General features: G+C 61.1%; 30 protein-coding genes and 1 pseudogene. 25 read left to right on the top strand and 6 right to left on the bottom strand.

The annotated features are described in order from the left end of the window. The 4 genes and pseudogenes from DV027_RS14695 to DV027_RS14680 all read left to right on the top strand — a co-directional run. Positions 1 to 257: pseudogene (locus DV027_RS14695) on the top strand (S26 family signal peptidase); the annotation flags it as partial. Then, positions 241 to 576 (top strand): DUF736 domain-containing protein, encoded by a 336-nt coding sequence (locus tag DV027_RS14690; protein WP_130732732.1) that lies wholly within the window; start codon positions 241 to 243, stop codon positions 574 to 576. The pseudogene DV027_RS14695 and the gene DV027_RS14690, both read left to right, overlap by 17 nt. A 4-nt stretch (positions 577 to 580) precedes the next feature. Continuing rightward, a complete protein-coding gene (locus DV027_RS14685) occupies positions 581 to 1,234 on the top strand; it encodes a lytic transglycosylase domain-containing protein (RefSeq protein ID WP_130732731.1) in 654 nt (217 codons plus the stop codon). Positions 1,235 to 1,472: 238 nt separating this feature from the next. Next, positions 1,473 to 3,524, top strand: coding sequence for a relaxase/mobilization nuclease domain-containing protein (locus tag DV027_RS14680; protein ID WP_130732730.1), 2,052 nt, complete (start codon positions 1,473 to 1,475; stop codon positions 3,522 to 3,524). 5 nt (positions 3,525 to 3,529) lie between these two features. Here the strand turns inward: DV027_RS14680 and DV027_RS14675 are convergent, their stop codons facing one another. Then, positions 3,530 to 4,438, bottom strand: coding sequence for a LysR substrate-binding domain-containing protein (locus DV027_RS14675; protein ID WP_130732729.1), 909 nt, complete (start codon positions 4,436 to 4,438; stop codon positions 3,530 to 3,532). 164 nt (positions 4,439 to 4,602) lie between these two features. Between DV027_RS14675 and DV027_RS14670 the strand changes: the two genes are divergently transcribed. From DV027_RS14670 to DV027_RS14645, 6 genes are read left to right on the top strand one after another with little or no spacing between them, the layout of a single operon-like run. After that, positions 4,603 to 5,157 (top strand): sugar ABC transporter, encoded by a 555-nt coding sequence (locus DV027_RS14670; protein ID WP_130732728.1) that lies wholly within the window; start codon positions 4,603 to 4,605, stop codon positions 5,155 to 5,157. A 28-nt stretch (positions 5,158 to 5,185) separates the two neighbouring features. Beyond that, positions 5,186 to 5,476, top strand: a complete 291-nt coding sequence (locus DV027_RS14665) for a hypothetical protein (protein ID WP_231948159.1) — start codon at positions 5,186 to 5,188, stop codon at positions 5,474 to 5,476. Positions 5,477 to 5,509: 33 nt separating this feature from the next. Then, positions 5,510 to 6,352 (top strand): MBL fold metallo-hydrolase, encoded by an 843-nt coding sequence (locus DV027_RS14660; RefSeq protein WP_130732726.1) that lies wholly within the window; start codon positions 5,510 to 5,512, stop codon positions 6,350 to 6,352. A gap of 16 nt (positions 6,353 to 6,368) precedes the next feature. Next, entirely contained in the window at positions 6,369 to 7,364 is a 996-nt protein-coding gene (locus DV027_RS14655) for an aldo/keto reductase (RefSeq protein WP_130732725.1), read from the top strand. 32 nt (positions 7,365 to 7,396) lie between these two features. Beyond that, positions 7,397 to 8,419 carry a LysR substrate-binding domain-containing protein gene (locus DV027_RS14650; protein WP_207303505.1) on the top strand — a complete coding sequence of 341 codons (1,023 nt, stop codon included), beginning with the start codon at positions 7,397 to 7,399 and terminating at the stop codon, positions 8,417 to 8,419. Between the two features lie 45 nt (positions 8,420 to 8,464). Further along, the gene (locus DV027_RS14645) at positions 8,465 to 9,067 is read left to right on the top strand and encodes an isochorismatase family protein (RefSeq protein WP_130732724.1); all 603 of its coding nucleotides are present in this window, start codon (positions 8,465 to 8,467) and stop codon (positions 9,065 to 9,067) included. A 23-nt stretch (positions 9,068 to 9,090) separates the two neighbouring features. Here DV027_RS14645 and DV027_RS14640 read toward each other — a convergent pair whose 3' ends face one another. Continuing rightward, a complete protein-coding gene (locus tag DV027_RS14640) occupies positions 9,091 to 9,315 on the bottom strand; it encodes a helix-turn-helix domain-containing protein (protein WP_130732723.1) in 225 nt (74 codons plus the stop codon). 49 nt (positions 9,316 to 9,364) lie between these two features. Then, on the bottom strand, positions 9,365 to 9,649 hold the full coding sequence (locus DV027_RS14635) for a helix-turn-helix domain-containing protein (protein ID WP_130732722.1): 285 nt from the start codon (positions 9,647 to 9,649) through the stop codon (positions 9,365 to 9,367). A 105-nt stretch (positions 9,650 to 9,754) separates the two neighbouring features. Between DV027_RS14635 and DV027_RS14630 the strand changes: the two genes are divergently transcribed. The 13 genes from DV027_RS14630 to DV027_RS14570 all read left to right on the top strand — a co-directional run bounded on the left by DV027_RS14630 (position 9,755) and on the right by DV027_RS14570 (position 22,169). Further along, complete coding sequence (locus DV027_RS14630) at positions 9,755 to 10,051, top strand: DUF2285 domain-containing protein (RefSeq protein ID WP_130732721.1); 297 nt, start codon at positions 9,755 to 9,757, stop codon at positions 10,049 to 10,051. A 117-nt stretch (positions 10,052 to 10,168) separates the two neighbouring features. Further along, a complete protein-coding gene (locus tag DV027_RS14625) occupies positions 10,169 to 12,157 on the top strand; it encodes a conjugal transfer protein TraG (RefSeq protein ID WP_130732720.1) in 1,989 nt (662 codons plus the stop codon). A gap of 2 nt (positions 12,158 to 12,159) precedes the next feature. Then, positions 12,160 to 12,603, top strand: a complete 444-nt coding sequence (locus tag DV027_RS14620; RefSeq protein ID WP_475584076.1) for a ribbon-helix-helix protein, CopG family — start codon at positions 12,160 to 12,162, stop codon at positions 12,601 to 12,603. 219 nt (positions 12,604 to 12,822) lie between these two features. Continuing rightward, the gene (trbB, locus tag DV027_RS14615) at positions 12,823 to 13,779 is read left to right on the top strand and encodes a P-type conjugative transfer ATPase TrbB (RefSeq protein WP_130732734.1); all 957 of its coding nucleotides are present in this window, start codon (positions 12,823 to 12,825) and stop codon (positions 13,777 to 13,779) included. Continuing rightward, complete coding sequence (locus tag DV027_RS14610; protein WP_081434701.1) at positions 13,776 to 14,144, top strand: TrbC/VirB2 family type IV secretion system protein; 369 nt, start codon at positions 13,776 to 13,778, stop codon at positions 14,142 to 14,144. Before trbB ends, DV027_RS14610 begins: the two co-directional genes overlap by 4 nt. Next, entirely contained in the window at positions 14,144 to 14,419 is a 276-nt protein-coding gene (locus DV027_RS14605; RefSeq protein ID WP_010516001.1) for a VirB3 family type IV secretion system protein, read from the top strand. Before DV027_RS14610 ends, DV027_RS14605 begins: the two co-directional genes overlap by 1 nt. A gap of 13 nt (positions 14,420 to 14,432) precedes the next feature. Then, positions 14,433 to 16,886, top strand: a complete 2,454-nt coding sequence (trbE, locus tag DV027_RS14600) for a conjugal transfer protein TrbE (protein ID WP_130732718.1) — start codon at positions 14,433 to 14,435, stop codon at positions 16,884 to 16,886. Next, a complete protein-coding gene (trbJ, locus tag DV027_RS14595; RefSeq protein ID WP_130732717.1) occupies positions 16,883 to 17,665 on the top strand; it encodes a P-type conjugative transfer protein TrbJ in 783 nt (260 codons plus the stop codon). The genes trbE and trbJ overlap by 4 nt, the downstream gene beginning before the upstream one ends. Before the next feature lie 5 nt (positions 17,666 to 17,670). Beyond that, the gene (gene trbL, locus DV027_RS14590; RefSeq protein WP_130732716.1) at positions 17,671 to 19,056 is read left to right on the top strand and encodes a P-type conjugative transfer protein TrbL; all 1,386 of its coding nucleotides are present in this window, start codon (positions 17,671 to 17,673) and stop codon (positions 19,054 to 19,056) included. A 5-nt stretch (positions 19,057 to 19,061) separates the two neighbouring features. Further along, positions 19,062 to 19,745, top strand: a complete 684-nt coding sequence (gene trbF, locus DV027_RS14585; protein ID WP_130732715.1) for a conjugal transfer protein TrbF — start codon at positions 19,062 to 19,064, stop codon at positions 19,743 to 19,745. Beyond that, positions 19,742 to 20,743, top strand: a complete 1,002-nt coding sequence (gene trbG / locus DV027_RS14580; RefSeq protein ID WP_130732714.1) for a P-type conjugative transfer protein TrbG — start codon at positions 19,742 to 19,744, stop codon at positions 20,741 to 20,743. The genes trbF and trbG overlap by 4 nt, the downstream gene beginning before the upstream one ends. Continuing rightward, entirely contained in the window at positions 20,740 to 21,942 is a 1,203-nt protein-coding gene (locus DV027_RS14575; RefSeq protein WP_130732713.1) for a TraB/TrbI/VirB10 family type IV secretion system protein, read from the top strand. The genes trbG and DV027_RS14575 overlap by 4 nt, the downstream gene beginning before the upstream one ends. Before the next feature lie 2 nt (positions 21,943 to 21,944). Beyond that, positions 21,945 to 22,169, top strand: a complete 225-nt coding sequence (locus DV027_RS14570; protein ID WP_408884474.1) for a DUF2274 domain-containing protein — start codon at positions 21,945 to 21,947, stop codon at positions 22,167 to 22,169. On the opposite strand, the gene DV027_RS14565 is transcribed toward DV027_RS14570, so the two are convergent. Both DV027_RS14565 and DV027_RS14560 read right to left on the bottom strand, forming a co-directional pair. Continuing rightward, entirely contained in the window at positions 22,166 to 22,840 is a 675-nt protein-coding gene (locus tag DV027_RS14565) for a LysR family substrate-binding domain-containing protein (protein WP_130732711.1), read from the bottom strand. The two genes, DV027_RS14570 and DV027_RS14565, sit on opposite strands and share 4 nt — an antisense overlap. A 123-nt stretch (positions 22,841 to 22,963) precedes the next feature. Beyond that, a complete protein-coding gene (locus DV027_RS14560; protein WP_130732710.1) occupies positions 22,964 to 23,773 on the bottom strand; it encodes an IS5 family transposase in 810 nt (269 codons plus the stop codon). A 61-nt stretch (positions 23,774 to 23,834) separates the two neighbouring features. On the opposite strand from DV027_RS14560, the gene DV027_RS14555 reads away from it, so the two are divergent. Both DV027_RS14555 and DV027_RS14550 read left to right on the top strand, forming a co-directional pair. Then, positions 23,835 to 24,356, top strand: coding sequence for a LysR substrate-binding domain-containing protein (locus tag DV027_RS14555; RefSeq protein ID WP_165399213.1), 522 nt, complete (start codon positions 23,835 to 23,837; stop codon positions 24,354 to 24,356). Positions 24,357 to 24,429: 73 nt separating this feature from the next. Then, entirely contained in the window at positions 24,430 to 24,816 is a 387-nt protein-coding gene (locus DV027_RS14550) for an SDR family NAD(P)-dependent oxidoreductase (RefSeq protein WP_207303504.1), read from the top strand. Here DV027_RS14550 and DV027_RS14545 read toward each other — a convergent pair. After that, positions 24,801 to 25,139 carry a hypothetical protein gene (locus DV027_RS14545; protein ID WP_207303503.1) on the bottom strand — a complete coding sequence of 113 codons (339 nt, stop codon included), beginning with the start codon at positions 25,137 to 25,139 and terminating at the stop codon, positions 24,801 to 24,803. The genes DV027_RS14550 and DV027_RS14545 overlap by 16 nt on opposite strands. Positions 25,140 to 25,231 lie beyond the last annotated feature (92 nt).

Genomic DNA, 25,231 nt, shown 5'->3' with positions numbered 1-25,231 from the left:
ATGACGATCACGCACAGTTCTCAAACTGGGGAATTTTCAACCAGCACATTTGGGGAGATTACAACCAGCACTCACACAGTCTGGACGGCCGTTATTTCGGCCCGCTTCCGCGCGCCGCCGTGATCGGCCGAGCGACGCCGCTCTACACCGACGCGCACGGCGACGGCCATTTCGTCTGGCACGGCCTGTTCGCTGACAGGCCGAGGGCGTTCTTCCCCAACATCGCCACGGAGACTTCCCATGCCGCAGATCGGTAGCTTCACGCGCGACAAGACCGGCTTTGCCGGACGCATCCAGACCTTCCTCGGTTCCCATGAGATTGCCATCGTGTCGGCCGAGAAATCGGACTCCGACAACGCACCGGATTATCGCATCCATCGTGATGACGAGGATGGCCCGGAGATCGGTGCCGGCTGGAAACGCACGGGCGAGCGTGCCGGCGATTACGTTGCTCTGCTGATCGACGATCCGCTCCTGCCGCAACCGTTACGCGCCAATCTGTTCCGTGATGGCAGCGACGGCAGCCTCTGGTCGCTGCATTGGAGCCGCCCCCAGAGGCGCGATGGGCGGGACTGACACCATGCGCAATCCGACCCGGATCGCGTATCTGCTGCTGGCGGGCTGTCTCGTGTACATATCGCTGGTTGCTGTATCGGCGCAGACACTCGGCGTCCCGTATGCTGCCGAGATCGCTGAGGCGGCACAGCGTTTCGACATTCCGGCGACTTGGATCAGGGCCGTCATGGGTGCCGAGAGTGCAGGTGATCCGGGGGCCGTTTCATCGGCGGGCGCGATGGGACTGATGCAGATCATGCCCGGCACATGGGCCGATTTGCGCGTCCGGCATCATCTCGGGCGTGATCCCTACGATCCGCGCGACAACATTCTAGCGGGCGCGGCGTACCTCCGCGAACTGCATGACCGTTACGGTTCGCCGGGTTTTCTCGCCGCTTATAACGCTGGTCCTGATCGCTATGAGGCGTCTCTGGCAGGGCGCCCATTGCCATTGGAAACGCGCGCTTATGTCGCTGCCGTTGCGCAGATCATCGCAGGTGGCGGCGATGTTTCCGTCATGATCGCGGTGGCAGATCGGTTTGCCTGGACCCGCGCGCCGCTCTTCATCATGCAGCCGGATCGCAGTGCGGCGGCGGCACAGTCGCGCGATATGTCGGAGATCATGCCGCGATCGGATGGCCTGTTCATGGTGGCTGGCGGCATGGGATCGCGGCCATGATGAGTGGATGTGGGGCAGGGGGTGGAGAGGCGGAAAGAGGGCGGAAGAGGGAGCGCAAGATTAAAGCGGACGGCACCCCATGGGTCCGATCCGCAGGGCAAGCCCTTGTCTGCACATTGTTTTGGGTGGCACCCCCTTTGAGGGGGTATAGTGCCGCCACAGGCGGCAAAGTCAGTTTCCGCCCCGTTTTTCGCGGCACTCTTGCCTGTTTGTGGCCGTTTCGGGCGGATCAGCGGCCATGAGCGCGGGCGACGACAACCGCTTCCGCCCGAGGCCTGGCCGTATCCGCGCCGACACGCCGAAGGTCGGTCGTGTCAGGAGTTTCCTGACCAGGGTGCGCACGGTCACGCGCCAGCAACAGGCGGCGACCGGCGCGAGCGGACGCCCTCGAGGTGGCGGTCCTAGCCATGCGCCGAGGGGGGAGGGAAGCATCGCGTCCGGACGTGGTGTGCGGCGTGGACGCGGGGCGACGTTCGTGCGCGCCCGGAACCTCTCGAATGGCTGGAGCCATCGTCGACCGGGTAGCCGCCGCGTCGTCGTCAAATCCCGCTCCGTCCGTGCCGCCGGGCGGAATGGCAAGGCCGCTGCCCATCTCCGTTACATCCAGCGCGACGGCACCGCCCGCGACGGTGAGCGGGGCCGGCTCTATTCGGGGATCGAAGACCGTGCCGATGGTGATACGTTTCTCGATCGTGGGCGCGACGACCGCCATCAGTTCCGGTTCATCGTCTCGCCGGAGGATGCCGGGGATCTTGCTGACCTGACGGGCTATACCCGCGATCTGATGGCGCAGGTTGAGGCCGATCTCGGCACGAAGCTCGATTGGGTTGCCGTCAACCACCACAATACCGGCCATCCGCATGTGCATGTCGTCGTCAACGGCCGCGATGACCTGGGCGAGGATCTGGTCATCAATGGCGATTATCTTGCCAACGGCATCCGCGAACGGGCGAGCGAACTGGTGACCTTGGAACTCGGCCTTGTCACCGAGATCGAGCAGCGCCGCAAGCTGGTCGCCGAAATCGACCAGGATCGTTTTACCCGCATCGACCGGGCGATGCTCGCGGAGGCCGGTAGCCGGTTTCTCGATGTGCGCCACGAGCCTGATGATCCGCGCGGCCAGGCGGATCGAACGCTCCGCCTGCGCCGTCTTGGCAAGCTGGGCGCTATGGGGCTCGCCACGGAACATGCGCCGGGCGTATGGGAACTGGGTGAGCAACTGGAGCCGACGCTGCGCGAGATGGGCGAGCGCGGCGACATCATCCGCACGATGCAGAAGGCACTCCGAGCGGAGGGCGCCGAGCGCGACCCGATGAGCTTCGCGATCCATGATGCAGCACCGGCGACGCAGATCGTCGGTCGCGTCATCGACAAGCACCTCTCCGACGAGCTGGGTGAGGAACTGACGCTGGTGGTTGATGGGATCGACGGCTGTACGCACCATGTTTCCGGTATCGACCCGGTCCGCGTCGCGGAGGCACGGATCGGCAGTATCGTCGAAATTGGCCCACCTGATAGTGCCGGGCGCCCCTCCGATCGCGCGATTGCCGGCATCGCCGAGGGTGGTGTCTACCGTCCGAGCCGTCATCTCGAACAGGCCCGGTTCGAGGGGCGGGTGCAGGGCGGCGATTATGACGGCTTTGTCGCCTCCCATGTCCGGCGGCTGGAGGCCCTGCGCCAGGCCGGTCTCGTCGAACGGATCGACGCCGATCAGTGGCGTATTCCCGAGGATTTCGCCACCCGTGCTGCTGCCCACGATGCGGGGAGGGGCGGGAGGGCCAATATTCGTGCTCTGTCGTCGTTCGACCTCGACAGGCAGATCGGTGCGGATGGTGCGACCTGGCTCGACCGACGGCTGGTGGGAGGCGTGGTGTCCGATCTGGTGCCCGCCGGTTTCGGGGAACAGGTGTGCGAGGCGATGGAGCAGCGGCGGGACAGGTTGATCGAGCAGGGGGACGCGACCCAGCGACCGGATGGACGTGTCAGCTATCGGCGTAACCTGATCGCCACGCTTCAGGAGCGGGAGGTCGCCCGTGTGGGGGAGGAACTGGCGGCTGCGAAATCCGTGCCGTTTCGGGCGGTCGCTGACGGCGAGACGGTTAGTGGGATGTTCACCGGCACCGCTCAGCTATCGAGCGGGAAATTCGCCATCGTCGAGAAGTCCCATGAGTTCACGCTGGTCCCGTGGCGGCCTGTGATCGAGCGTCGACTTGGGCAGGAAGTGATGGGCGTAGTGCAGGGCGGATCGGTATCGTGGCAGTTGGGGCGAACTAAAGGGCTTGAATTGTAACGGATTCAGCCGGGGGTATTTAAAGTTGGATTTGACGATTGTGCCTCTTTAATAAGCCAATTCGCAAAAATCTGAGTTGAACCACCACTTAATCTGATCGGTTCTGGCAGGATGAGACAGAATGTCTTGGAAACCAAATTTCCCTCAGGCCAAGGCGCGATCAGACGACCGTCCGTCAGTTCTCTCTCGACATAGAGGCGCGGCACGAGTGCAACGCCAAGGCCGGCCAATGCAGCCTCGATCAGCATTATATGTAAATCGTAACGAGCACCGATCGCGGGGTTCGTCAGTGTGATCCCGGTTTCCCGTGCATATCGTTGCCAGGCGTCCGGGTTTTGCCGTCGATGCAGGCGCGGCAAATCATCCAGTGTCGTCGCCCCATCCCTGTCCAAAAGCGTGGGATGGCAAACGGGCACCAGCACTTCATTCAGCAGGTGGTGTGTCCGCATTCCCGTCCAGGCCGGATGGTCGAAATGGATCGCGGCGTCGAAACCGCTGCCGGCAAGGACAAAGGGTTCCATCCGCTCTGCGAGATGTACCGTGACGTTTGGATGTAGTTCTTGAAACCGTCCCAATCGAGGAATGAGCCACCGCGTTGCGAAAGTCGGGATGGTGGCGATATCGAGGCTCGCGCCATCGCTGGGTTGCCCCATCAGCACCTGACTGTCTCGTTCCAAGCGGTCGAGTGTCTCGCGAACTTGAGCGGCATAGCGCTCTCCGTTCGGTAAAAGCCGAACACGATTTCCGATGCGCTCGAATAGTATGACGTCGAGGAAGGCCTCGAGCCGGGCGATCTGACGGCTGATCGCTCCTTCGGTCAGGGCTAGTTCATCCGCTGCACGGGCAAAACTGCCATGACGAGCGGCAGATTCGAAGGCCATGAGCGCGGAGTTACTTGGTATCTTGCGGCGCATGAGCGGTTCCCGACTCATTTCTTTGGTCAATCCCGCTGTGACATTAGGTCACTGAAGGATGATCCAATATCGATATATGTGCTGAGATTGTCCGATTACCATGACAAACAATCAACCAGAGATGTGGTCAGGCCATGTTAACGGTTCCGGTCAAGGGATGTCAGATGATCTACACGGTGGAATGCAGTTTTGCCGATCCGCGCAGCGAAGCGGAATGGAACGACTTCTACAGCTTGGACAAGTTGCCGGCTTTGGTTTCGGTCAGCGGCTTTCATACGTCCCAGCGTTTCAAGGCGTTGCGCGAAGGTTGCCCTGTCTATCTTGCCATGCACTCGGTTGACGGCCTCGATGTCCTGACAAGTGAAGAGTATCGTCAGAAGGGCGGTGGCAATTTCGCGCGGTGGCAGCCCCACATTACCGACTGGCATCGCAATCTTTACGCTGGTCTTGATCGCGCTTCCTCCGTCGGGCCTGACGAGATTCTGGCGATGAGCGAGAAAGGCCCGGAATCCTTGATCCGCTTGGGCTTAGCCTTCAACGAACTGCACGCGGTCGCGTTGGGAAAATTCCCAGAATATCGATGGCTCGCCAGGTTGAAGCGCTCCCAGACGTTCGAGGCTCTGCCGACGGATATTCATCTCTATGAGCCGATGACCGCACAGTTGGTCAATTCCGAAGATACTGTTTCCAGAAAGCCTCGGCAGGCCAGCGATGCCTAACGTTACGCTTTTTATATCGCAGGAAAAGATGCCGTCGGAAGAGACACTTACGACGCTCACTCAGGAATGCACAGCGCTTTGCACGGACCTCCTTGGGGCAGCATTGGACAAGGTGCATATCATCTACGTCGCCGTCCGGCACGGTCGTGGACATCCGGTTTTTGCCGAAATTCAATTTCGGCTGGAAGTGTTTCGAACAGCTTCTGTCATGGAAAAGTTCATGGAGGAAATCGGTGACAGCATAAAGCGCAATACGGACCTTTCCGCCCGTATTCGCTGCTTTGGATATCCGACCGAAAACATTCACGCCCGCAACTGAATGACTGCCAGGCGGAGAACTCAGGAGAGAATAATGTCGGCTACACAATTCCCCTTCCAGAAAGTCGGAGATTTCACGATCACGGCGATCAGCGATGGCAATCTAAGCGCCAGCCTGGATCTCCTCTCGAATATCGATCCCCCGGATGCTGCGCGGATGGAAGAGGAAGCGGGGGTGAAGGACACCTCCGCCATTCATATAAACTGCTATCTGGTACGCGGGGGTGGTCGCACGGTCTTGATTGACGCTGGGGCTGGTGGTTTCAGGCAGTGGGGAGGCCTTTTGGCATCCAATCTTCCACAGGCCGGAGTGCAGCCTTCCGGGGTCGACACGATTCTGCTGACCCATGCTCATCCAGATCATGTTGCTGGGCTTTTGGATAAAAACGGGGAGGCCGTCTTTCCGAATGCCGAGCTGGTCGTCCATAAGCGAGAAATCGAGTTCTGGCAGGATGACGGCAATCTGAGCCGCGCAAGCGAGCGGGCGCGTGGGAATTTTCTCATGGCGCGTCAAATATTCGAGAATTATCGAGACAGGTTACGTCTTTTTGAAGGAGGCGAGGTGTCCCCCGGCCTGACAGCTGCGCCGCTTCCGGGACATACGGCGGGGCATACTGGCTATCGCCTTGAATCCGGCGGTCGAAACCTTCTGATCTGGGGAGACATCGTTCATTTCCCAGAGATTCAGATTCCACGTCCGAATGTGTCGATCGCTTTCGACCTGGACCCAATTCTCGCAGCTGAGACACGGACACGACTGCTTGACCTCGTGAGTTCTGAACGGTTGCTGATTGCTGGAATGCATCTTCGCGAACGTGGTTTTGGACGCATTGAGCGAAGAGCTCAGAGTTACAGCCTTGTCTATGAGGATGAATAAAAGAAGGAAAAGGTAAATGTTGTTCTCAAAGCTCGGCTCCACTGGCCTTGATATTTCGCGTCTCTGCTTGGGGTGTATGACTTTCGGAGAACCGGGTGCCGGCGTTCATAATTGGACGATTGGCGAAGCTGATAGTCGGCAGATTATCAGGCGAGCAGTCGAGTGTGGGATCAATTTTTTCGATACTGCGAATAGCTACTCAGCCGGCACCTCTGAAGTGATCGTTGGTAAGCTCCTTAAGGAATATACCCGTCGAGACGAAGTAGTTATCGCCACAAAGGTCTTTTTTCCTGAACAGATGCTGGAAGGGAATGCTGCTCCTAATCGCAAGGGTCTCTCGCGCAAAGCGATCATGACTGAGATTGATGCCAGCCTGACGCGCCTTGGAACCGATTATGTCGATCTCTATCAGATCCACCGTTGGGATTATGGAACGCCGATCGAAGAGACGATGGAGGCGCTTCATGATGTCGTAAAGGCCGGCAAGGCCCGATATATCGGTGCTTCATCAATGTTCGCATGGCAATTCGCTAAAGCGCAGGAGACGGCGCGCCTCAACGGATGGACGCGCTTCGTCACCATGCAGAATTATCTTAATTTGCTCTATCGGGAAGAAGAACGCGAAATGATTCCGCTGTGCGCGGATCAGGGCGTGGGAATCCTGCCGTGGAGTCCCTTGGCGCGTGGGCGGTTGGCACGCCCCGTTGGCGAGCAGACGAAGCGGAGCGAAACCGATGCTTTCGGCCAGACGCTTTTCGCCGCGACGGAAGAGGCAGATAACGCAGTAATCAGCGCCGTCGAGCGTGTCGCTGCTGCGCGTAGCATACCGATGGCACAGGTGTCGCTTGCTTGGGTTCTGGCCAAGTCCGAGGTGTCAGCTCCAATCGTTGGTGCTTCTAAATCACCTCATCTCGACGATGCTATGGCTGCCTTGGAGATCATGCTGAGCAGTGACGAGGTTGCGGCATTGGAAAGGGATTACTTGCCGCATCCTGTAGCTGGATTTGAATAAATAGATCTGATTTCCAAGGAGGTCGTTGTGACATGCGTCGAACGCGGCACGTTCCGGAGATCAAAGGAGTTGCAGGCGGCAGGATACCGTTGATTTCACTTGTCCAGATGCTGGTGCTTGCCGAGCATCTGAACTTCCATCACGCCGCAAATGCACTCGGTGTTGCTCAATCGAGCGTCAGCACCCGAATCAAGGCGCTGGAAGAGACGTTGGGTCTTACCCTGTTTGAGCGGCGTCATCGCGGGGTCCGGCTGACTGAGGCCGGGCGCCGCTTCGTTGCGGAGGTTTCGGCTGGTATCGAGCAGATCGACCATGCTGTCAGGACGGCAGGCGCGATTGCCGACGGCATGGTCGGGCGCCTCGCGATTGGACTGCACGGTTCGATCGCGACAGGATTTCTCGCCGATTTGCGCAGGCGCTATCGCGCAGCCCACCCGGCAATCGAGCAGAGCATCATCGAAGGACCGTCATCACATACCCTTGCCATGATCCGCGAGGGCAAACTCGACGTGGCTTTCATCGTCAATGTTGCCGATGTGCCGGATTGCCATAGTAGGCATCTCTGGAACGAGGCGCTGGTGATCGCTCTTCCTTCCGCGCACCCGCTTGCGACTTTGGAATCCCTTGCTTGGGCTGACCTTGCGACAGAGAATTTCCTTGTCCGGTCGGGTGGCGCCGGGCCGCAGGTTTTCGAACATATCGTCCGGCGCGTGGCCGAACATGGACGATCGCCGCGTCTTCAGCGGCGCGATGTCGGGCGGGATACGCTGATGCACATGATTGCCGCAGGAGAGGGGATCACGCTAACCCACGAAGCAGGGGGTCATGTGCCATTCCCCGGCATCGTTTTCCGTCCGATCGACGACGAGAAGGAACAGGCCCGGTTCAGCGCGGTCTGGTCACCGCAGAACCGCAGCCCCGCGCTGCGGAATCTTCTGGATCTCGCCACACATATGAGTCGCCTGGATGGTTTGACCATGCGAGGTCAAACCATGGCATCATCGTTTTCAGCCACGACGCCAGGAAATCGCACAAGGGGCGGCGTACGTTTATGAAGTGTCGGCCTGTTGAAACAGCCTGTCACCAGGAGGAAAATCCCCATGACCCTCGAAACCTTCCGCCAGATCTACGGTCTCGACGACAGCCCGTCACCGCTCGACCGGTCGGTGCTGATCTTGATCGACATCCAGCGCGAATATCGCGACGGGCGGGTGCCGCTCGCCAATGTCGATGCGGCGGCGGATGAGGCCGGGCGGCTTCTTGCCCTTGCGCGTCGCAATGGCGTGCCGGTCATCCATATCGCCCATGACGCAGGACCAGGCGCACCCGCCTTCTCCAGCGATGGACCGTATCGTGATTTCCTGCCGCAGGTGACGCCCCGCGAAGGGGAGACGGTTCTGTTCAAGACTCACGCCAATGCGTTCATTGGTACGGGGCTTGCTGACCGTATCAAGGAAACGGGTCGGAACGAGGTCATCATCGCCGGAGATACGGTGGGTGTCTGCGTGTCCACCACCGCCCGCGCGGCAGCGGAGGAATACGGCCTGCTTGTGACCTTGGTGGCAGACGCCATTGCCGCACGCGATGTCGCCGATCCGCTGGGTGGGATGATCGCAGCGGAAACCGTGCGTCGCGTCGCCCTGGCCGAACTGGCGGATATGTTCGCCGTTGTCGTGAAGGACAGCACCGCGTGGAAGGCGTGAGGGCGTCTTTTCTCCTCAGTCGGTCAGCGCGGGCTGGCCGGGACAGCTTTCAATAACGCGCCCGGTTCCACGTCCAGTGCTTCTGCAATCTTTCCCAGGATCGTAACGCTTGCCGATACGTCCGCGCGTTCGATCGCCCCGACATAGCGGGTGCTCAGGCCAGCGCGATCGGCCAGCTCTTCTTGCGTCATGTCCTTGTCATGACGCATCCGACGCAGATTGACCGCCATGACCTCCTTGAGGTCCATGCTGGCATCGAGACCTGCACCGGAACGATCATTCCAGGAATGATCGTTCCTATTCGTCCCGGCCCATGGTATTCTCACCCTCTGGAGGGGAATTTTCCTCGCTGGCCGCCAGACGGGCGAGAAGATACGCACCGGAAACACCGAGAATGGCCGTTATGTCCACGAATTCGATGACATCGATTCGTCGTTCGCCGTTCTCATATTTGGCGACGAAGGATTGGGGCTTGCCGAGGGAGGCCGCCAGTTCCGCCTGCGTCATACCCCCGGTCTTACGTGCTTCGACAAGAAGCGATTGCAGCAAAAGCTGCCGGGGTGTGCGCAGGGATTTCTTCACGCGGAACAGCTCTCCGACGAGCAGGGGAGCTGTTCCGATAATCCTGATTCAGGATTATCCCATTTTAGGATATGTTTGACTGCGATCCTGCTGGAGGGCTGTCGGATGACAGTAAGGCCCGAACTGGACCCCGATGTCGATGATCTGGCGCCGACCGTGCCGGAGATCACGAGCTATGACGAAGTGCATTTCATCACCTATCTCCGCCTGCTCGATGCCGAGGCGGATCGGGCCGACTGGGCGGAGGTGGCGCGGATCGTGCTGCATCGCGATCCGGCGGACGCAGAGCGCACGCGCATCTGCTGGGAAAGCCATCTCGCCCGTGCGCAGTGGATGACGAAAATCGGTTATCGGAAGATTCTCGAACAGGCGGTAATCGACGCCCGCGCAACCCGGCACTGACCGTCCTTTTTCTACGCCATGGTATCCGGTGGTACGATCGCGACTCATTATATATTGCCTGTCGCTGGGTCGCCCCTTCTCTGATCGGTTTCGTTCCCCAAGCCGATTGGAGCCCAGATGTCCGGAAGCCGCGTCCTGTGGGGGCAGGTCACCCTCGTTCTGCTGATCGTCTTTGCTGCCATCTGGAGTGCCACGGAATGGACGGCCTGGCGCCTGGGCTTTCAGCCCCAGCTTGGCGCTCCCTGGTTCATGGTGGCAGGCTGGCCGTTCTACTATCCGCCAGCTTTCTTCTGGTGGTGGTATTTCTACGACGCCTACGCGCCGTCGATCTTCGTGACGGGCGGATATATCGCCTCGTCCGGTGGCCTCATCGGCAGCGTCGTTGCCATCGCGCTGTCCATCCTCCGGGCGCGGGAAGCCCGCAACGTCGCCACGTATGGTTCGGCCCGCTGGGCGGATGCTGCCGAGGTGAAGCAGGCCGGGCTGCTCGCCCCCGACGGCGTGGTGCTGGGCCGGTGGGATCAGGACTATCTGCGGCATAACGGCCCAGAGCATGTCCTGTGTTTCGCGCCGACCCGTTCGGGCAAAGGTGTCGGACTGGTCGTGCCCACGCTGCTGACCTGGCCGGGCTCGGCCATCGTCCATGACATCAAGGGCGAGAACTGGGGGCTGACTGCCGGATTTCGTGCCCGGCACGGGCGCGTGCTGCTGTTCGACCCGACAGATCCGGCATCCTCACCCTACAATCCGCTGCTGGAGGTCCGGCGCGGTGACAAAGAGGTACGCGACGTCCAGAACATCGCCGATATCCTCGTCGATCCCGAAGGCGCGCTGGACCGGCGCAACCACTGGGAGAAGACCTCGCACTCCCTGCTGGTCGGCGCGATCCTGCATGTTCTCTATGCCGAGCCGGACAAGACGCTGGCCGGGGTCGCAAATTTCCTCTCCGATCCGAAGCGGCCGGTGGAGGCGACGCTGCGTGCGATGATGTCCACGCCTCATCTCGGCAAGGCGGGCGTGCATCCCGTCATCGCCTCGTCGGCGCGCGAACTGCTGAACAAGAGTGACAACGAACGGTCAGGTGTATTGTCCACCGCCATGTCGTTCCTGGGCCTCTATCGCGATCCCGTGGTGGCGAAGGTGACGGCACGGTGTGACTGGCGCATCGCGGATCTGATGTCCGGCCGCCAGGCTGCCAGTCTCTACCTTGTCGTGCCGCCATCCGACATCGCCCGCACCAAGCCGCTGATCCGCCTGATCCTGAACCAGATTGGCAGGCGGCTGACGGAGGATCTGCATGTCTCGGCCCATCGGCATCGGTTGCTGCTGATGCTTGATGAGTTCCCCGCCCTCGGTCGGCTGGATTTCTTTGAGAGTGCGCTGGCCTTCATGGCGGGGTATGGGATCAAATCCTTCCTGATCGCGCAAAGTCTGAACCAGATCGAAAAAGCTTACGGCGCGAACAACAGCATTCTCGACAACTGTCATGTCCGCGTCGCGTTTGCCACCAACGACGAGCGCACCGCCCGGCGGGTGTCGGACGCGCTCGGCACCGCGACCGAGATGCGTGATTCCACCAATTATGCCGGGCACCGGCTATCGCCTTGGCTCGGCCATCTCATGGTGTCGCGGCAGGAGACGGCACGACCTCTGCTCACGCCCGGAGAGGTGATGCAGCTTCCGCCGACCGATGAACTGCTGCTGGTCGCGGGCGTCGCCCCCGTCCGCGCGAAGAAAGCGCGCTATTACGAGGACGCGCGGCTCATGGAGCGTGTCCTGCCGCCCCCGGCCACCGGAACGCAACGCCCGTCCACGCCTCCGTCCGATGACTGGTCAGAGCTGGGAACAGTCGCCTTACCGGGAGGGCCGGCACCCGATGGCGGCACGAGCGCTGATGGCGATTCTGCCAATGCCGGCATTCGCCGCGAACCGGAATTGCCGGAGCATGAGGACGTCGTGCCGCCCGAGCGTCCGGGTATGCAGGAGTTCGACGTGCTCGACGACGAGCCGGATGTCGCCGCCGCCAGAGCCCGCATCATACACCAGGAGGCCCGCTCCGTTGCGCGTCAGGCGACGATGGACCCGGCCGATGACCTTGATCTGTGAGGATGCCCATGCCGAGCAAGACCCGCATGAATGTGTATTTCGAGCCGGAGCTTCTGAAGCAGGTCGAAGCGCTGGCGTTACGGCGCAACGTCTCGAAATCGGCGGTGATCGAGGCTGCTGTCGCGTCCTTTCTCTCGGCCGACGCCTCGGAGCGGCTGGAAGCAGTGTTCGCCCGTCGTATGGACAGGATCGACCGCCAGGTCGCCGGAATGGATGAAGACCTCGCCATTATGGGCGAGACGCTGGCACTCTTCATCCGCTTCTGGCTGACCGTCACTCCACCCCTGCCTGACAGTGCCCAGGCGTCAGCCAGGGCAAAAGGTGTCGAGCGGTTCGAGGGGTTCCTGCAATCGCTCGGGCGGAAGCTGGCGACGGGAGATCGGTTTCTCAGAGAACTGTCGCGGGACATCGACATGCGGCGCAATGGTGGTGAAGACCCCCAGTAATCGTCAGATTGCGTGGGTTGCCACAAGGATTCGTCAATCCCGCCGATCGCCGCCGTTTCCACGCGATGACCGCACGGGATGCGATAGTTGTTGAATCGAGCCGAAATGGGCCTCTTTTAATCATCTCCGTGTGGGGACCATCTGTTCTGGTCCCGTTCGTGCGGGGACCAGATGGCAATTTCTCACCATAATTCGGAAAGTCAGACACGCGGCATGTCCATGCTGCGCACGGCGATGGGACCGGCGATTGCCCGGCATCTCGCTGATCCTACCGTGGTCGAGGTCATGCTCAATCCCGATGGGCGGTTGTGGATCGACCGTCTGTCCGAGGGGCTGGGCGATACCGGCGACAGGGTTACGCCAGCCGATGCCGAGCGCATCGTGCGTCTCGTGGCCCACCATGTCGGGGCTGAGGTGCATGAGGCAGCACCCCGTGTCTCGGCCGAGTTGCCAACCGGCGAACGGTTCGAGGGATTGCTGCCGCCCGTTGTGACCGCCCCAAGTTTCGCCATCCGCAAGCCCGCTGTCGCCGTGTTCACCCTCGACGACTATGTCGAGGCCGGGATCATGACCGATGCCCAGGCAGATTTCCTTCGCCGTGGTGTCGCCGAGCGGAAAAATATTCTGGTCGTGGGTGGCACATCCACGGGCAAGACCACGCTGGTCAATGCCCTGCTGGCCGAGGTTGCCAAAACCGGTGACCGCGTCGTCCTGATCGAGGATACGCGCGAACTGCAATGCACGGCGCCCAATCTCATCGCCCTGCGGACCCGCGAAGGTGTCATCACACTGTCGGATCTTGTCCGCTCCGGCCTCCGTCTGCGCCCAGATCGTATTCCCATCGGTGAGGTACGTGGGGCCGAAGCCCTTGATCTGGTCAAGGCATGGGGGACTGGCCATCCGGGTGGCATCGGCACGCTGCACGCCGGATCGGTATTGGCGGCCCTGTATCGTCTGGAACAGCTGATCCAGGAGGCGGTGGTCACGGTGCCACGCGCCATGATCGCCGAAACCATCAATGTCATCGCCGTGCTGTCCGGACGTGGCACGGCACGCCGCCTTTCTGAACTGGCTGAAATCGATGGTCTCGATCCCGTGACGGGCGCCTATCGCATCCGTCCGGTCAGCCTCTCTTCTCCCGAAACATCCTGCTCTGCCAATGGAGAGTCATCATGATGCCGCCTTCACGTCTGCGCGCCATCGTGTGCGCTGTCGCGCGTCCCGACCGGCATGTGCCGGATCTTCGCGTGTTCGGAACCTCCATGCTGCTGTCGCTTGCTTTCGCGTCATCGGCGTGGGCATCGGGGTCCAGCATGCCGTGGGAAACGCCCTTGAACGAGATTCTGGAATCCGTGCAGGGGCCGGTGGCCAAGATCATCTCCGTCATCATCATCACCGTGACCGGTCTGACCCTGGCCTTTGGGGAAACATCCGGCGGGTTTCGCCGCCTGATCCAGATCGTCTTCGGCCTCTCCATCGCTTTTGCGGCGTCGAGCTTCTTCCTGTCGTTCTTCTCCTTCTCCGGCGGGGCACTGATCTGATGGCGGGATACGATGACGATGCGGTGCCGGGCTTTCATGTCCCGGTGCATCGCTCTCTGACCGACCCGATCCTGCTGGGTGGTGCTCCCCGTGCCGTCGCCATCGCCAACGGCACGCTGGCGGCAGCGATCGCGCTCGGCCTGCGGCTGTGGCTGATCGGAGCCGCATTCTGGATCGTGGGCCACGGGCTCGCGGTCTGGGGAGCGAAGCGCGATCCGTTTTTCATCGAGGTGGGGCGGCGTCATCTGCGCTATCCCGCCTGGCTCCGGGCATAGGGAGGGCGGGGCGATGATGTCCCTTGGCGAATATCGCAATCGTGCTGCCCTCCTGTCCGATTTTCTGCCCTGGGCCGCGCTGGTCAAAAAAGGTGTCGTCCTGAACAAGGACGGTTCATTCCAGCGCACGGCAAAAATTCGTGGCCCTGATCTGGACAGCGCCACACCGGCCGAACTGGTCGGTGTCACCGGAAGGCTGAACAATGCCCTGCGCCGTCTGGGCTCCGGCTGGGCGGTGTTCGTGGAAGCGCAGCGCGTGCCGGCGACAGTGTATCCCGAGAGCGATTTCCCGGACGCCGCCTCGCGCATGGTGGACCTTGAGCGCCGGGAAGCCTTCGAAGATGAGGGCGCGCATTTCGAGAGCCGGTATTTCCTGACCCTGGTCTGGCTGCCACCTGCGGAATCTTCAGGGCGTGCAGAGCGTTTTCTGTATGAGGGCAGGGAGCGCGAGGGGCCGGACCCGCATGGCATGCTCCATGCATTCGTCGATCGCAGCGACCGGCTGCTGGCGTTGCTGGACGGGTTTATGCCCGAGGCGGCATGGCTGGATGACGGCGAAACCCTCACTTACCTGCATTCCACCATTTCAACCCGGAACCAGCGGGTCCGGGTGCCGGAAATTCCGATGCACCTCGACGCGCTGCTGGTGGAGCAGCCGCTCTCGGGCGGACTGGAGCCGAAACTCGGCGATGCTTTCCTCAAGACGCTAACCATCACCGGCTTCCCCAGCCGCACCTTTCCCGGAATCCTGGACGACCTGAACCGGCTGGCCATGCCCTATCGCTGGTCCACGCGTGCGATCCTGCTCGACAAGACCGACGCCACCAAGGTTCTGACGAAAATCCGTCGCCAGTGGTTCGCAAAGCGCAAGAGCATTGCAGCCATTGTTCGGGAGGTGATGACCAACGAGGCGTCGGTGCTGGTGGATAATGATGCCGCCAACAAGGCGGCCGACGCCGATCTGGCTTTGCAGTCCCTTGGTGCTGACGATGTCGGACAGGCGTATCTTACCGCGACCATCACGGTCTGGGATGGCAGTGCCAGCATCGCGGCCGAGAAACTGCGGCTGGTCGAGAAGATCATCCAGGGCCGCGACTTCACCTGCATGACGGAAAGCCTCAACGCGGTGGAAGCGTGGCTGGGATCTCTGCCGGGGCATGTCTACGCCAATGTGCGTCAGCCGCCGGTATCGACCCTGAATCTCGCGCATATGATTCCTCTGTCCGCCGTGTGGGCTGGGCCGGAACAGGATGGCCATTTCCGTGCTTCCCCCCTTTTCTACGGCAGGACGGCGGGTGCCACACCATTCCGGTTTTCGCTTCATGTCGGCGATGTCGGCCATACGCTGATCGCAGGACCGACAGGAGCCGGCAAATCTGTCCTGCTGGCGCTGATGGCGTTGCAGTTCCGCCGCTATGCGGGATCGCAGATTTTCGCCTTCGATTTTGGCGGTTCGATGCGGGCCGCGACGCTGGCGATGGGCGGCGACTGGCATGACCTTGGCGGTGGGCTGACAGACGCTGATCTGTCGGGAGAACAGGGTGGCAGTGTCTCGCTCCAGCCTCTGGCAGCGATCGATGATCCCGATGAACGGAAATGGGCCAGTGAGTGGCTAGGGCAGATCCTCGTTGGCGAGGTGGTAACGCTGACCCCGGAGGTGAAGTCTCACCTTTGGTCGGCCCTGAATTCCCTGGCGTCATCGCCCAGCCATGAACGCACGATCTCAGGTTTGGTCGCACTCCTCCAGTCCAATGCCCTGAAGCAGGCTCTGGCCCCATACTGCCTCGGTGGTCCTTATGGCCGCCTGCTTGACGCGGACGCTGAGCGGCTGGGCGATGCAGACGTCGTGGTGTTCGAGACCGAGGGGTTGATCGGCTCCGGCGCTGCATCATCCGTGCTGTCTTATCTGTTCCACCGGATTGAAGGCCGACTGGATGGGCGGCCGACACTGCTGGTCATCGATGAGGGCTGGCTGGTGCTGGATGACGGTGATTTTGCCGTTCAGCTCCGGGAATGGCTGAAAACGCTGCGCAAGAAGAACGCCAGCGTCATTTTCGCCACCCAGTCCCTGTCCGACATCGCGAACAGTGCTATTGCGCCTGCCGTGGTGGAAAGCTGCCCGACGCGGATCTTCCTGCCCAACGAGCGCGCCATCGAGCCGCAGATTGCCGCGATCTACCGCGATTTCGGGCTGAACGACCGCCAGATCGCCATCATCGCGCGCGCGGCGTCGAAGCGGGAATATTACTGCCAGACGCAGCGGGGAAACCGCCTGTTCGAACTGGGGCTCGGGCAGGTGGCACTCGCCCTATGCGCGGCATCTGGCAAGGACGATCATCGGTTGATCGACAGTGTGCTGGCGGAACACGGGCCAGACGCCTTTCTCCCGGCCTGGTTCGAAGCACGCGGCGTTGCGTGGGCGGCCGACCTTCTGCGTGACGATCGCCGATCGGAGGGCGTGCCATGACGGAAAAACTTTTCCGCATCCGGGCAAAATTTTTCCGTCGTATGGGGCTGTTGGCATCCGTCATGGCCCTGGCTGTTGGTGCCAGCGTCAGTTCGGTGCAACCCGCCCACGCGCAATGGGCGGTTTATGATGGGGCTGCGCATGTCCAGGCCGTGCTGATCGCGGCGCGGGAGTTGCAGCAGATCGACAACCAGATCACCTCTCTCGCCAATCAGGCGCAGATGCTGGTCAACCAGGCGAAGAACCTCGCCCTGCTGCCCTTGTCGACATTGTCGACGCTGCAATCGACGATTTCCCAGACGACAGCCTTGCTCGCGCAGGCACAGAACATCGCTTATTCGGTGACCTCGGTCGAACAGCAGTACCAGCAGGCGTATACATCAATTTCGTTGGGGATGTCGGACAGCGCCCTGTTCAGCCAGGCACAGACACGTTGGCAGAATTCTGTCGGCGGGTTCGAGGACGCGCTGAAATTGCAGGCGCGTGTGGTGGGAAACATTCCATCTGACAGTTCCGCCATGACCCAGCTTGTCTCGGCCAGCCAGAGTTCCACAGGCGCCCTGCAGGCCGCACAGGCCGGCAACCAGCTTCTCGCCCTGCAATCCCGCCAGCTCTCCGACGTGGTCGCGGTCCTGTCCGCCAATGGGAGGGCCGCCGATCTGGAGCGGGCACGGCAGGCGGCCACCGAGGCCGAGAGCGAAGCTCAGTATCAGCATTTTTCCCAATATAATGCCTATAGCCCGACTTCGGTGTCCATGTTCGGCAGTAGCGGGAACTGACCACCATGGCCATGAACGATGTCGGCGTTATCGATACCTTTCTGAACACCTTCACCACCACCATCGATACGGGGTTCGGTCTGGTGAAGGGGAATGTGATCTCGCTGGCAGGTACGCTGTCTGTGCTGGACATTGCTCTTGCCGGCCTGTTCTGGGCCTGGGCGGCGGATGAGGACATCATCCAGCGTCTGGTGAAGAAGACGCTCTATATCGGCTTCTTCGCCTGGGTCATCAACGATTTCGATGCGCTCTCGAAGATCGTCTTCGACAGCTTTGCGGCCCTCGGACTGAAGGTCGGAGGCGGGAGTCTCGCACTGGGCGATTTCCTGCGGCCTGGACGTCTTGCGTCCACAGGATTCACGGCGGCGCAGCCCTTACTGGACTCGGTTCATAATCTCCTTGGTCCCGTCGCCTTCTTTACGAATTTCATCCAGATCTTCGTGCTCTGCCTGTCGTGGCTGATTGTGCTGGCGGCGTTCTTCATTCTGGCCGTGCAGCTCTTCGTGGCGCTGATCGAATTCAAGCTGACCACGCTGGCGGGTTTCATCCTGATCCCCTTCGCCCTGTTCAACCGCACGGCTTTCCTTGCCGAGAAGGTGCTGGGCAATGTCGTCTCCTCGGGTGTGAAGATCATGGTGCTGGCGGTGATCAGCGGCATTGCCGCCACGCTGTTCAGCCAGTTCACCACCTCCTATGGCGATGTACAGCCCACGGTCGGGCAGGCCCTGTCCGTGGTGATCGCCTCACTGGCCATTATGGGCCTTGCGATTTTCGGGGGCAGTCTGGCCAACGGGCTGATCGCTGGTGCCCCCCAGCTTGGCGCAGGTGCCGCTGTCGGCACGGGCATGGCCGTCGCTGGTATGGGGGCTGCTGCCGTGGCGGGCGTCGGCGCGGCTGTTTCTGGTGGTGGGGCAGCTCTGGCCGCCACGGCGGCAGCCGCGCGGGGAGGGGCGGCCGTAGCAGGCGCTGCATCAACAGCCTACACGCTCGGGTCCGCGACAGCGACTGGCGGGAGCGCTGGTGCCCGGATGGCTGCTGGTGTGGGCGGCATTGGCCGGGCGGCCGGGTCTGCGGCTGCAGGCGCTGTGAAAAATAAGGCCGCCAGTGCCGTCAGCGCCATGAAAGATAGTTCCTCATCGGGCGGCAAGGCGGCCTTTACCGCGACCGGTGGCCGGACAACCGGTTCAAGTGGTGGCGCCGCTGAGACGGGGGCATCGGCAGGCGGAACGGGGTCATCCTCGTCAGCATCATCCGCCAGCGAGCCTCCGCGCTGGGCAAGCCGCATGAAGCGCCGGCAGGCGGCGGCCCATGCCGCCGAGGCCGCCCATGTCATCCGCTCCGCCGATGGCGGGGGCGGATCTTCTTCCATTGATCTGTCGGAAAAGGAATGAGAACGATGTTCCGTCGCTCCACGGTGCGCTACGGCACGACGCCGGAGCCGGTTACTCCCTATCAGAAAGCCGCCCAGATCTGGGATGAACGCATCGGTTCTGCCCGCGTGCAGGCCCGCAACTGGCGGCTGATGGCGTTTGGTTCGCTGTTCCTGTCTGCAGGCCTCGGGGCCGGGCTGGTCTGGCAATCCGCACGCGGCACCATCACGCCGTGGGTCGTGCAGGTGGACCGTCTGGGCGAGGCGCAGGTCGTGGCGCCTGCGACAGCCGCCTATGTGCCCACCGATCCGCAGATCGCCTGGTATCTGGCCCGGTTCATCGAGGATGTCCGTAGTCTGTCCTCCGATGCCGTGGTAGTGCGGCAGGACTGGCTGCGCGCCTACGCTTTCACCACCACGTCCGGTGCTCAGGCGCTCAACGATTATGCCCGTCAGAACGATCCCTTTGCCCGCATCGGGCATGAGCAGGTCGAACTGGACGTGTCGTCCGTCATCCGGGCGTCGCCCGCGAGTTTCCGGATTGCCTGGGTCGAGCGGCATTTCCGTGACGGGGCGTTCGTCGGCACCGAGCGCTGGACCGCGATTGTCTCGGTCAGGCTCAGCCCGCCACGTGATGCCGATCATCTGCGCAGGAATCCCTTGGGTGTTTTTGTCTCCGCCATCAACTGGTCGAAGGAGCTGGGCCAATGATCCGTCGCGCTCTTCGTGTCCTACCGCTGCTGATCCTGCCCCTGGCCGGATGCGCGCAGCATTACCATCCGCCGGTCATCCGCTATGATGACGCCGTGCAGGCCACGCGTCTGCCGGACCCGCCGAAACCGGTGCGGGTGGTGGAAGTCCCGAAACCGCTTCCCTTGCCGGGACAGCTCAAGCCGTTGTCCTCACGACGTGCGGTCCATCCGCCCCCAGAAGCCGCCGACCCCACAGCGCGTGTGACGCAGGCCAATCTGGCGGCGCGCATCCAGCCCACGCGGTCAGGGTTCATCAATGCGGTGCAGGTCTATCCTTATAGTCCGGGTGCCCTCTATCAGGTTTACACCTCGCCAGGCGAGATCACCGACATCATGCTCCAGCAGGGTGAAAAGCTGGTGGGCACCGGGCCGGTTGCCGCCGGTGACACCGTGCGCTGGATCATCGGGGACACTGAGAGCGGGGCAGGGGCGACAAAACGCATCCATATCCTAGTCAAGCCGACGCGCCCGGATCTGACCACCAATCTGATCGTCAACACCGACCGGCGGACCTATCTCGCCGAACTGCGTTCTACCCCGGCGACTTACATGGCATCGGTGTCGTGGGACTATCCCGAGGATGACCTGATTGCACTGCATCGGCAGGACAGCGATGCCGACGAGGCGGCATCGGTAGATGCGGGGCTGGATCTGGCTGCGCTGAATTTCCGTTATGTCATCCAGCCGGTGAAAGGAGGCACGCCGCCCTGGCTACCAGGCAGGGCGTTCGATGATGGTCACAAGGTCTATATCGCTTTCCCGGCCGGGATTGGGCAGGGGGAACTGCCGCCACTCTTTGTGTTGGGAGCCGATGGCGGGCCGGAACTGGTCAACTACCGGGTGCGGCAGAACTGGATGATCGTGGACCGTCTGTTTGCCGCCGCTGAACTGCGGCTTGGGGATAAATACAGCGAGCAGCGGGTGCGGATCGTACGCACCGACGGACAGCGGACATGACGGACGGGCAGGAAGACCGCCGGGACGAAAGCGGGGAAGGCGGCACAGAAAACGCGTCCCCTGCGGTCCCGCCATCGCCGCCCGATCTGCGTCTGCGGGCGGAACGACCACGTGTCGTACGTCTGTCGCGCTATGTTGTCTGGGGGCTGGCAAGCACGGGTATGATCGGGATTGGTCTGGCGCTGGGCTACGCGCTGCAGAATTCCGCCCGACAGGGGCCAGCGTCCGCCGTGCAGGATTCCGATGTGCGGCCTTCGGCCGATGGGCTGGATGCCCTGCCGAAGGATTATACTGGCGTGCCCAGGCTGGGGTCGCCTTTGCCCGGTGATCTGGGCAAACCGATCCTGAAGGCGCAGCAGGAAGGCAGGGTGGGAGCGGTTTCCGGCATGGGTGACCGGCGGGCCGAACAGGAAGTCGAGGCAGCCATTGCCAGCAAGCTGTTCGTGCAGACGCAGGATGCCGGGCGGCAGGACAGCGTGTCTGCTCCTGCGTCGCCCACTGCTGGGAATAGCACTCCGGCTGCGTCTGCGGGCACAAATGACCGGCAGGCCGCCAACCGCGCCTTTCTGGCGGGACAGCCTGATCGCGTCACGGTCAGCCCGGATCGCTTGGCACCGCCCATCTCTCCGTATGTCATTCAGGCAGGTACTGTCATCGCAGGCGCGCTCAACTCGAAAGTCAGTTCGGACTTGCCGGGGCAGTTGATCGGGCATGTGACGCAGAACGTCTATGACAGTCCGACCGGACGCTATCTGCTTGTGCCCCAGGGCAGCACCCTGTTCGGTACCTATAACAGCAGCGTCTCTTTTGGGCAGCACCGCACGCAGGTGATCTGGACCCGTCTCATCCGTCCCGATGGTGAGAGTATCGTGCTCGACAGGATCCCGGGTGCTGATGCGATCGGCCAGACCGGGATCAAGGATCTGGTGGACCAGCATTGGGGCCAGCTTTTCAGGGCAGCATTGGTGACAACCATGCTGAGCGTCGGCTCTGAAGCCGGGACATCATGGGGTGAGAACAACCTGCTTCAGGCGATCCGCAGCGGGGCCAGCAACGGGTTTTCCATGGTGGGAAACCGCCTGATCGACCGCAGCATGGATATCCAGCCCACGCTGACCGACCGGCCCGGTCTGCCGTTCACGCTGATCGTCAATCGCGATCTGGTTTTGAAACCCTGGCATCCGCATGAAGGACAATGAATATGGAACTGAAAATCAGGAATATTCCCGACGAAAAGCCTGTGAAACTTGCTGTAGAAGTCCCAGCTTCAGTGTTTCGCGATCTTGACGCCTATGCACAGGCCGTCGCCAGAATGAATCCAGAGGATGGCCCAGTGGATGCAGCAAAGCTGATCGTACCGATGATTGCTAGGTTCATGGCGTCGGATCGTGGATTTGCAAAGATCCGGCGTCGGAAAATCATTTAAACGCGTGCGCGTTCCGCATAAAAATGATCGACAAGCTTCTTTAGTATTGGACTGGTGTTGTCGTTGCGCCAGATCGCCATGTAATCGAGATGCGAGGGACTGTTGCCATCCGAAATATCCACGAACCTGATATTTTTTAGTGCGAGGCCTGATCGTACCCGTATCCAAGCGTCCGTCAGGAGGCCGATGCCCATACCTTCGGCGACGAGTGCCAAAATGCGTACGCTGCCAATATCGTGGAATTGCAGGCGAGGCACAGAACCCTGACGTCGCAGTTTGCGCAGCAGAAGCTCCTTGATTCCTTCGCCAGCGTTATCGCGTCCGATTAGAAAAATATCATCTTGGAGATCATGCCAGAAGAGTTTTGCCTGATGGGCTAGTGGATGTGCGACTGGGAGCGCTGCGACGATCTGTTCGCTCCAGAGCGTAAATCCAGAAGTGCGGTTGGCAAAGGACGCGTCGGTTACAACCGCCAGATCACTCACGCATAGGTCCAGATCACTTAAAAGCGAATCTCTGGATCCCTCCGAAAAAAGTAATTCTACGTCCGGGTTATCACTTCGAAATGAACGCAGTAATTCAAGCACGCGACCTGGTGCGATACAATTTTGTAAGCCGATAGTAAGTGTACCGTGTTCACCGCGTCCGGCCCGCCAGGCAACGTCACGCATATGCGCGACCCGGTTCAGGATATCTTGGGTCGCTTTAATGAATTCTACGCCTGCGGGTGTCGGTGTAGTACCCGATGGAGAGCGGAGAAATAGTTCCACTCCGATCCTTTGCTCTAGAGGGTGTTATGCACCTTGAGCGAGTATAGCGGCGTTTCTGAGCATGAAACATGCGAAAGCGACGACATGGAGACTTGCGAGGGTTGAAGCGTAACGCTCGTAGTCCTTGACGAGCCTGCGGCATCGTGTGGCCCATGCGAAAGACCGCTCGACGACCCATCGGCGCGGCAGCAGGACAAAGCCGCGCTTGGCTTCGGGCAACCTGACGACTTCGAGTGCGATACCGTGCGTGCGAGCCGCCTCGTCTGGTTTTGAGCCCGTATATCCCTGATCGACATAGGCCAGTTCGACGCTTTCGTCAGTGGCCTCCTGAATGGCAGCGGCGAGGCGTCCGACCTCGGCGCGATCATCCCGGTTGGCTGGCGTGACATGCAGGGCCAGCAGGTGGCCCAGCGTATCCACAGCCATATGCAGCTTCGAGCCCCGTTTGCGTTTGGCCCCGTCGTAACTGGCGCGAGGCCCGCTCTCGGGTGTCGAACGCAATGTCCGGCTGTCGAGGATGGCTGCGGTGGGTTCCGGCTGGCGACCGGAAGCCATGCGCAAGACGGCACGTAGATCGCAGGCCAGCGTCTCGAAGCAGCCGGCATCCATCCAACGACAAGATTGCTGATAGACCGCCGACCACGGCGGCAGATCGTTTGGCATCGCGCGCCAGGCAATCCCGTAGCGGATCACGTAGCGCAACCCGTTGAACAGTTCGCGCAAGTCATGGCGCCGCTGTTCCGCGTCTTCACGCATCAGGACCAGATACGGAACAACCAACGACCATTCTTCGTCTGATACGTCAGATGGATACGGCTTGCGGGCTTGCGTCATTCAGCATTACTGAACCAATCGTGCACGAAAGTACATAACACCCTCTAGGATCAGCGTCGAGGTGCAGATCGACGATGCTGGCGTGGACATTGTACAGGAACGGTTCGACGTAGGCATACGGCTTGGGGAGATGCTAGATCAGGATGTTATTGCTTTCCCGCTTCAGCCCAGCTTGCGGCAGATCGCCGTTGCCGCCCCGTCCTACCTCGATCAACACAGGGCGCCACTCCATCCGCGTGAGCTTCGCGATCATCTCTGTATCGGTTTTCGCTGGCCGGGACATGATGCCTTGTACAACTGGGAATTCTGCGAAAACGGCGTCTGGTTCTCTGTGGCCGTATCCGGTCCACTGACCTTCAATGATCAGCGGGCGGCTCTTGATGCCGCCGTTGCTGGTGCCGGCATCGCATTATGGGTTGAGAGCGAGGTCCAGCCACTTATCGCGGCCGGCCATCTTGTTCCCCTGCTGACGGAGTATTCCGCCGCTTTTCCGGGCTTTGCGCTCTACTATCCCCCGCATCGTCATCGCTCGACTGCGGTGAAGACCTTCATTGCCGCCGTGCGCGGTGCGAAGAAGCCGTGACAGATTGTACCTGCCCAGCCGTATAACCCATCCAGAATATACAGTATTAAAATTACGATACGGCCAACTCCAGATGATGTTCTCAACATCACAGGAGGTTTATATGTATCCCGAAAACACAGCAGGAAATTTTGCAGGCAAGGTCGCGATTGTTACCGGCGCTGCAAGCGGGATCGGTCGCGCAACTGTGGAACTGCTTCATGCGCGTGGCGCATCGATTATCGCGGAAGACCGCGATCCCGGTGTCAACGCCCTGGCCCGGCCTGGCATCTTCCCGCTCGTCGGGGACGTGGCAGAAGAAGGCGCTGCCCGACTGGCCGTGGCAACGGCGATCGAGCAGTTCGGTCGGCTGGATATCCTCGTTAATAACGCGGGCATCATCATCAACAAGCTGGAGGTGGACATGGAAAATATCCACCTCCATCGCCAATGCCTGTGTTCTCGTTACACAGATGCGTAGTCTGACAACCGTAACGCATTATGCACCCTCGCCTTGGTATTATCGAAGATGCCAGCCGTGCCGTTCCGTGTGATTTCGGCAAGGATGTGGTCGCGTGTCTCGATATCCTTCTGCGTCTTTGGCAGGAAGAAGGCCCCGTTGTCATCGGTTGCCAGTGCCTGGTTCGCCTCGACAAAGGGGCGTGCAATGCGCTCATAGGCTGCGAACGCGTCTTGCGGGTCGTCATGGGTCGCCAGCTCGCCTGCCAGCACATAGGCGCCAACCAGTGCTAGGCTGGTGCCTTGTCCAGAGCGGAAAGACGGCGCGAATGCGGCATCGCCCACCAGTGCCACGCGCCCTTTCGACGCGGAAATCTCACAGAAGGGTTGTACATCGGGTTAGATTATGAAAAAGTCTGTTTTGCACAAAAGAAATT

Origin of the sequence: Komagataeibacter xylinus (genome assembly GCF_004302915.1) — a bacterium.
In the GTDB taxonomy this organism is placed as follows: Bacteria; Pseudomonadota; Alphaproteobacteria; order Acetobacterales; family Acetobacteraceae; genus Komagataeibacter; species Komagataeibacter xylinus_C.
Note: the sequence above shows the minus strand (reverse complement) of the source record. Positions and strands in the feature narration are given on the sequence as shown.

Coding starts and splice junctions, on each gene's coding strand:
- DV027_RS14680 (WP_130732730.1), top strand. CDS start 1,473: ATGAGCGCGGGCGACGACAACCGCTTCCGCCCGAGGCCTGGCCGTATC.
- DV027_RS14670 (WP_130732728.1), top strand. CDS start 4,603: ATGATCTACACGGTGGAATGCAGTTTTGCCGATCCGCGCAGCGAAGCG.
- trbL (WP_130732716.1), top strand. CDS start 17,671: ATGGCCATGAACGATGTCGGCGTTATCGATACCTTTCTGAACACCTTC.
- DV027_RS14565 (WP_130732711.1), bottom strand. CDS start 22,840: ATGCGTGACGTTGCCTGGCGGGCCGGACGCGGTGAACACGGTACACTT.
- DV027_RS14575 (WP_130732713.1), top strand. CDS start 20,740: ATGACGGACGGGCAGGAAGACCGCCGGGACGAAAGCGGGGAAGGCGGC.
- DV027_RS14625 (WP_130732720.1), top strand. CDS start 10,169: ATGTCCGGAAGCCGCGTCCTGTGGGGGCAGGTCACCCTCGTTCTGCTG.
- DV027_RS14605 (WP_010516001.1), top strand. CDS start 14,144: ATGGCGGGATACGATGACGATGCGGTGCCGGGCTTTCATGTCCCGGTG.
- trbB (WP_130732734.1), top strand. CDS start 12,823: ATGCTGCGCACGGCGATGGGACCGGCGATTGCCCGGCATCTCGCTGAT.
- DV027_RS14655 (WP_130732725.1), top strand. CDS start 6,369: ATGTTGTTCTCAAAGCTCGGCTCCACTGGCCTTGATATTTCGCGTCTC.
- trbE (WP_130732718.1), top strand. CDS start 14,433: ATGATGTCCCTTGGCGAATATCGCAATCGTGCTGCCCTCCTGTCCGAT.
- DV027_RS14550 (WP_207303504.1), top strand. CDS start 24,430: ATGATGTTCTCAACATCACAGGAGGTTTATATGTATCCCGAAAACACA.
- trbF (WP_130732715.1), top strand. CDS start 19,062: ATGTTCCGTCGCTCCACGGTGCGCTACGGCACGACGCCGGAGCCGGTT.
- DV027_RS14660 (WP_130732726.1), top strand. CDS start 5,510: ATGTCGGCTACACAATTCCCCTTCCAGAAAGTCGGAGATTTCACGATC.
- DV027_RS14685 (WP_130732731.1), top strand. CDS start 581: ATGCGCAATCCGACCCGGATCGCGTATCTGCTGCTGGCGGGCTGTCTC.
- DV027_RS14650 (WP_207303505.1), top strand. CDS start 7,397: ATGCGTCGAACGCGGCACGTTCCGGAGATCAAAGGAGTTGCAGGCGGC.
- DV027_RS14630 (WP_130732721.1), top strand. CDS start 9,755: ATGACAGTAAGGCCCGAACTGGACCCCGATGTCGATGATCTGGCGCCG.
- DV027_RS14665 (WP_231948159.1), top strand. CDS start 5,186: ATGCCGTCGGAAGAGACACTTACGACGCTCACTCAGGAATGCACAGCG.
- DV027_RS14675 (WP_130732729.1), bottom strand. CDS start 4,438: ATGCGCCGCAAGATACCAAGTAACTCCGCGCTCATGGCCTTCGAATCT.
- trbG (WP_130732714.1), top strand. CDS start 19,742: ATGATCCGTCGCGCTCTTCGTGTCCTACCGCTGCTGATCCTGCCCCTG.
- DV027_RS14645 (WP_130732724.1), top strand. CDS start 8,465: ATGACCCTCGAAACCTTCCGCCAGATCTACGGTCTCGACGACAGCCCG.
- DV027_RS14560 (WP_130732710.1), bottom strand. CDS start 23,773: ATGACGCAAGCCCGCAAGCCGTATCCATCTGACGTATCAGACGAAGAA.
- DV027_RS14690 (WP_130732732.1), top strand. CDS start 241: ATGCCGCAGATCGGTAGCTTCACGCGCGACAAGACCGGCTTTGCCGGA.
- trbJ (WP_130732717.1), top strand. CDS start 16,883: ATGACGGAAAAACTTTTCCGCATCCGGGCAAAATTTTTCCGTCGTATG.
- DV027_RS14570 (WP_408884474.1), top strand. CDS start 21,945: ATGGAACTGAAAATCAGGAATATTCCCGACGAAAAGCCTGTGAAACTT.
- DV027_RS14620 (WP_475584076.1), top strand. CDS start 12,160: ATGCCCATGCCGAGCAAGACCCGCATGAATGTGTATTTCGAGCCGGAG.
- DV027_RS14610 (WP_081434701.1), top strand. CDS start 13,776: ATGATGCCGCCTTCACGTCTGCGCGCCATCGTGTGCGCTGTCGCGCGT.
- DV027_RS14640 (WP_130732723.1), bottom strand. CDS start 9,315: ATGGACCTCAAGGAGGTCATGGCGGTCAATCTGCGTCGGATGCGTCAT.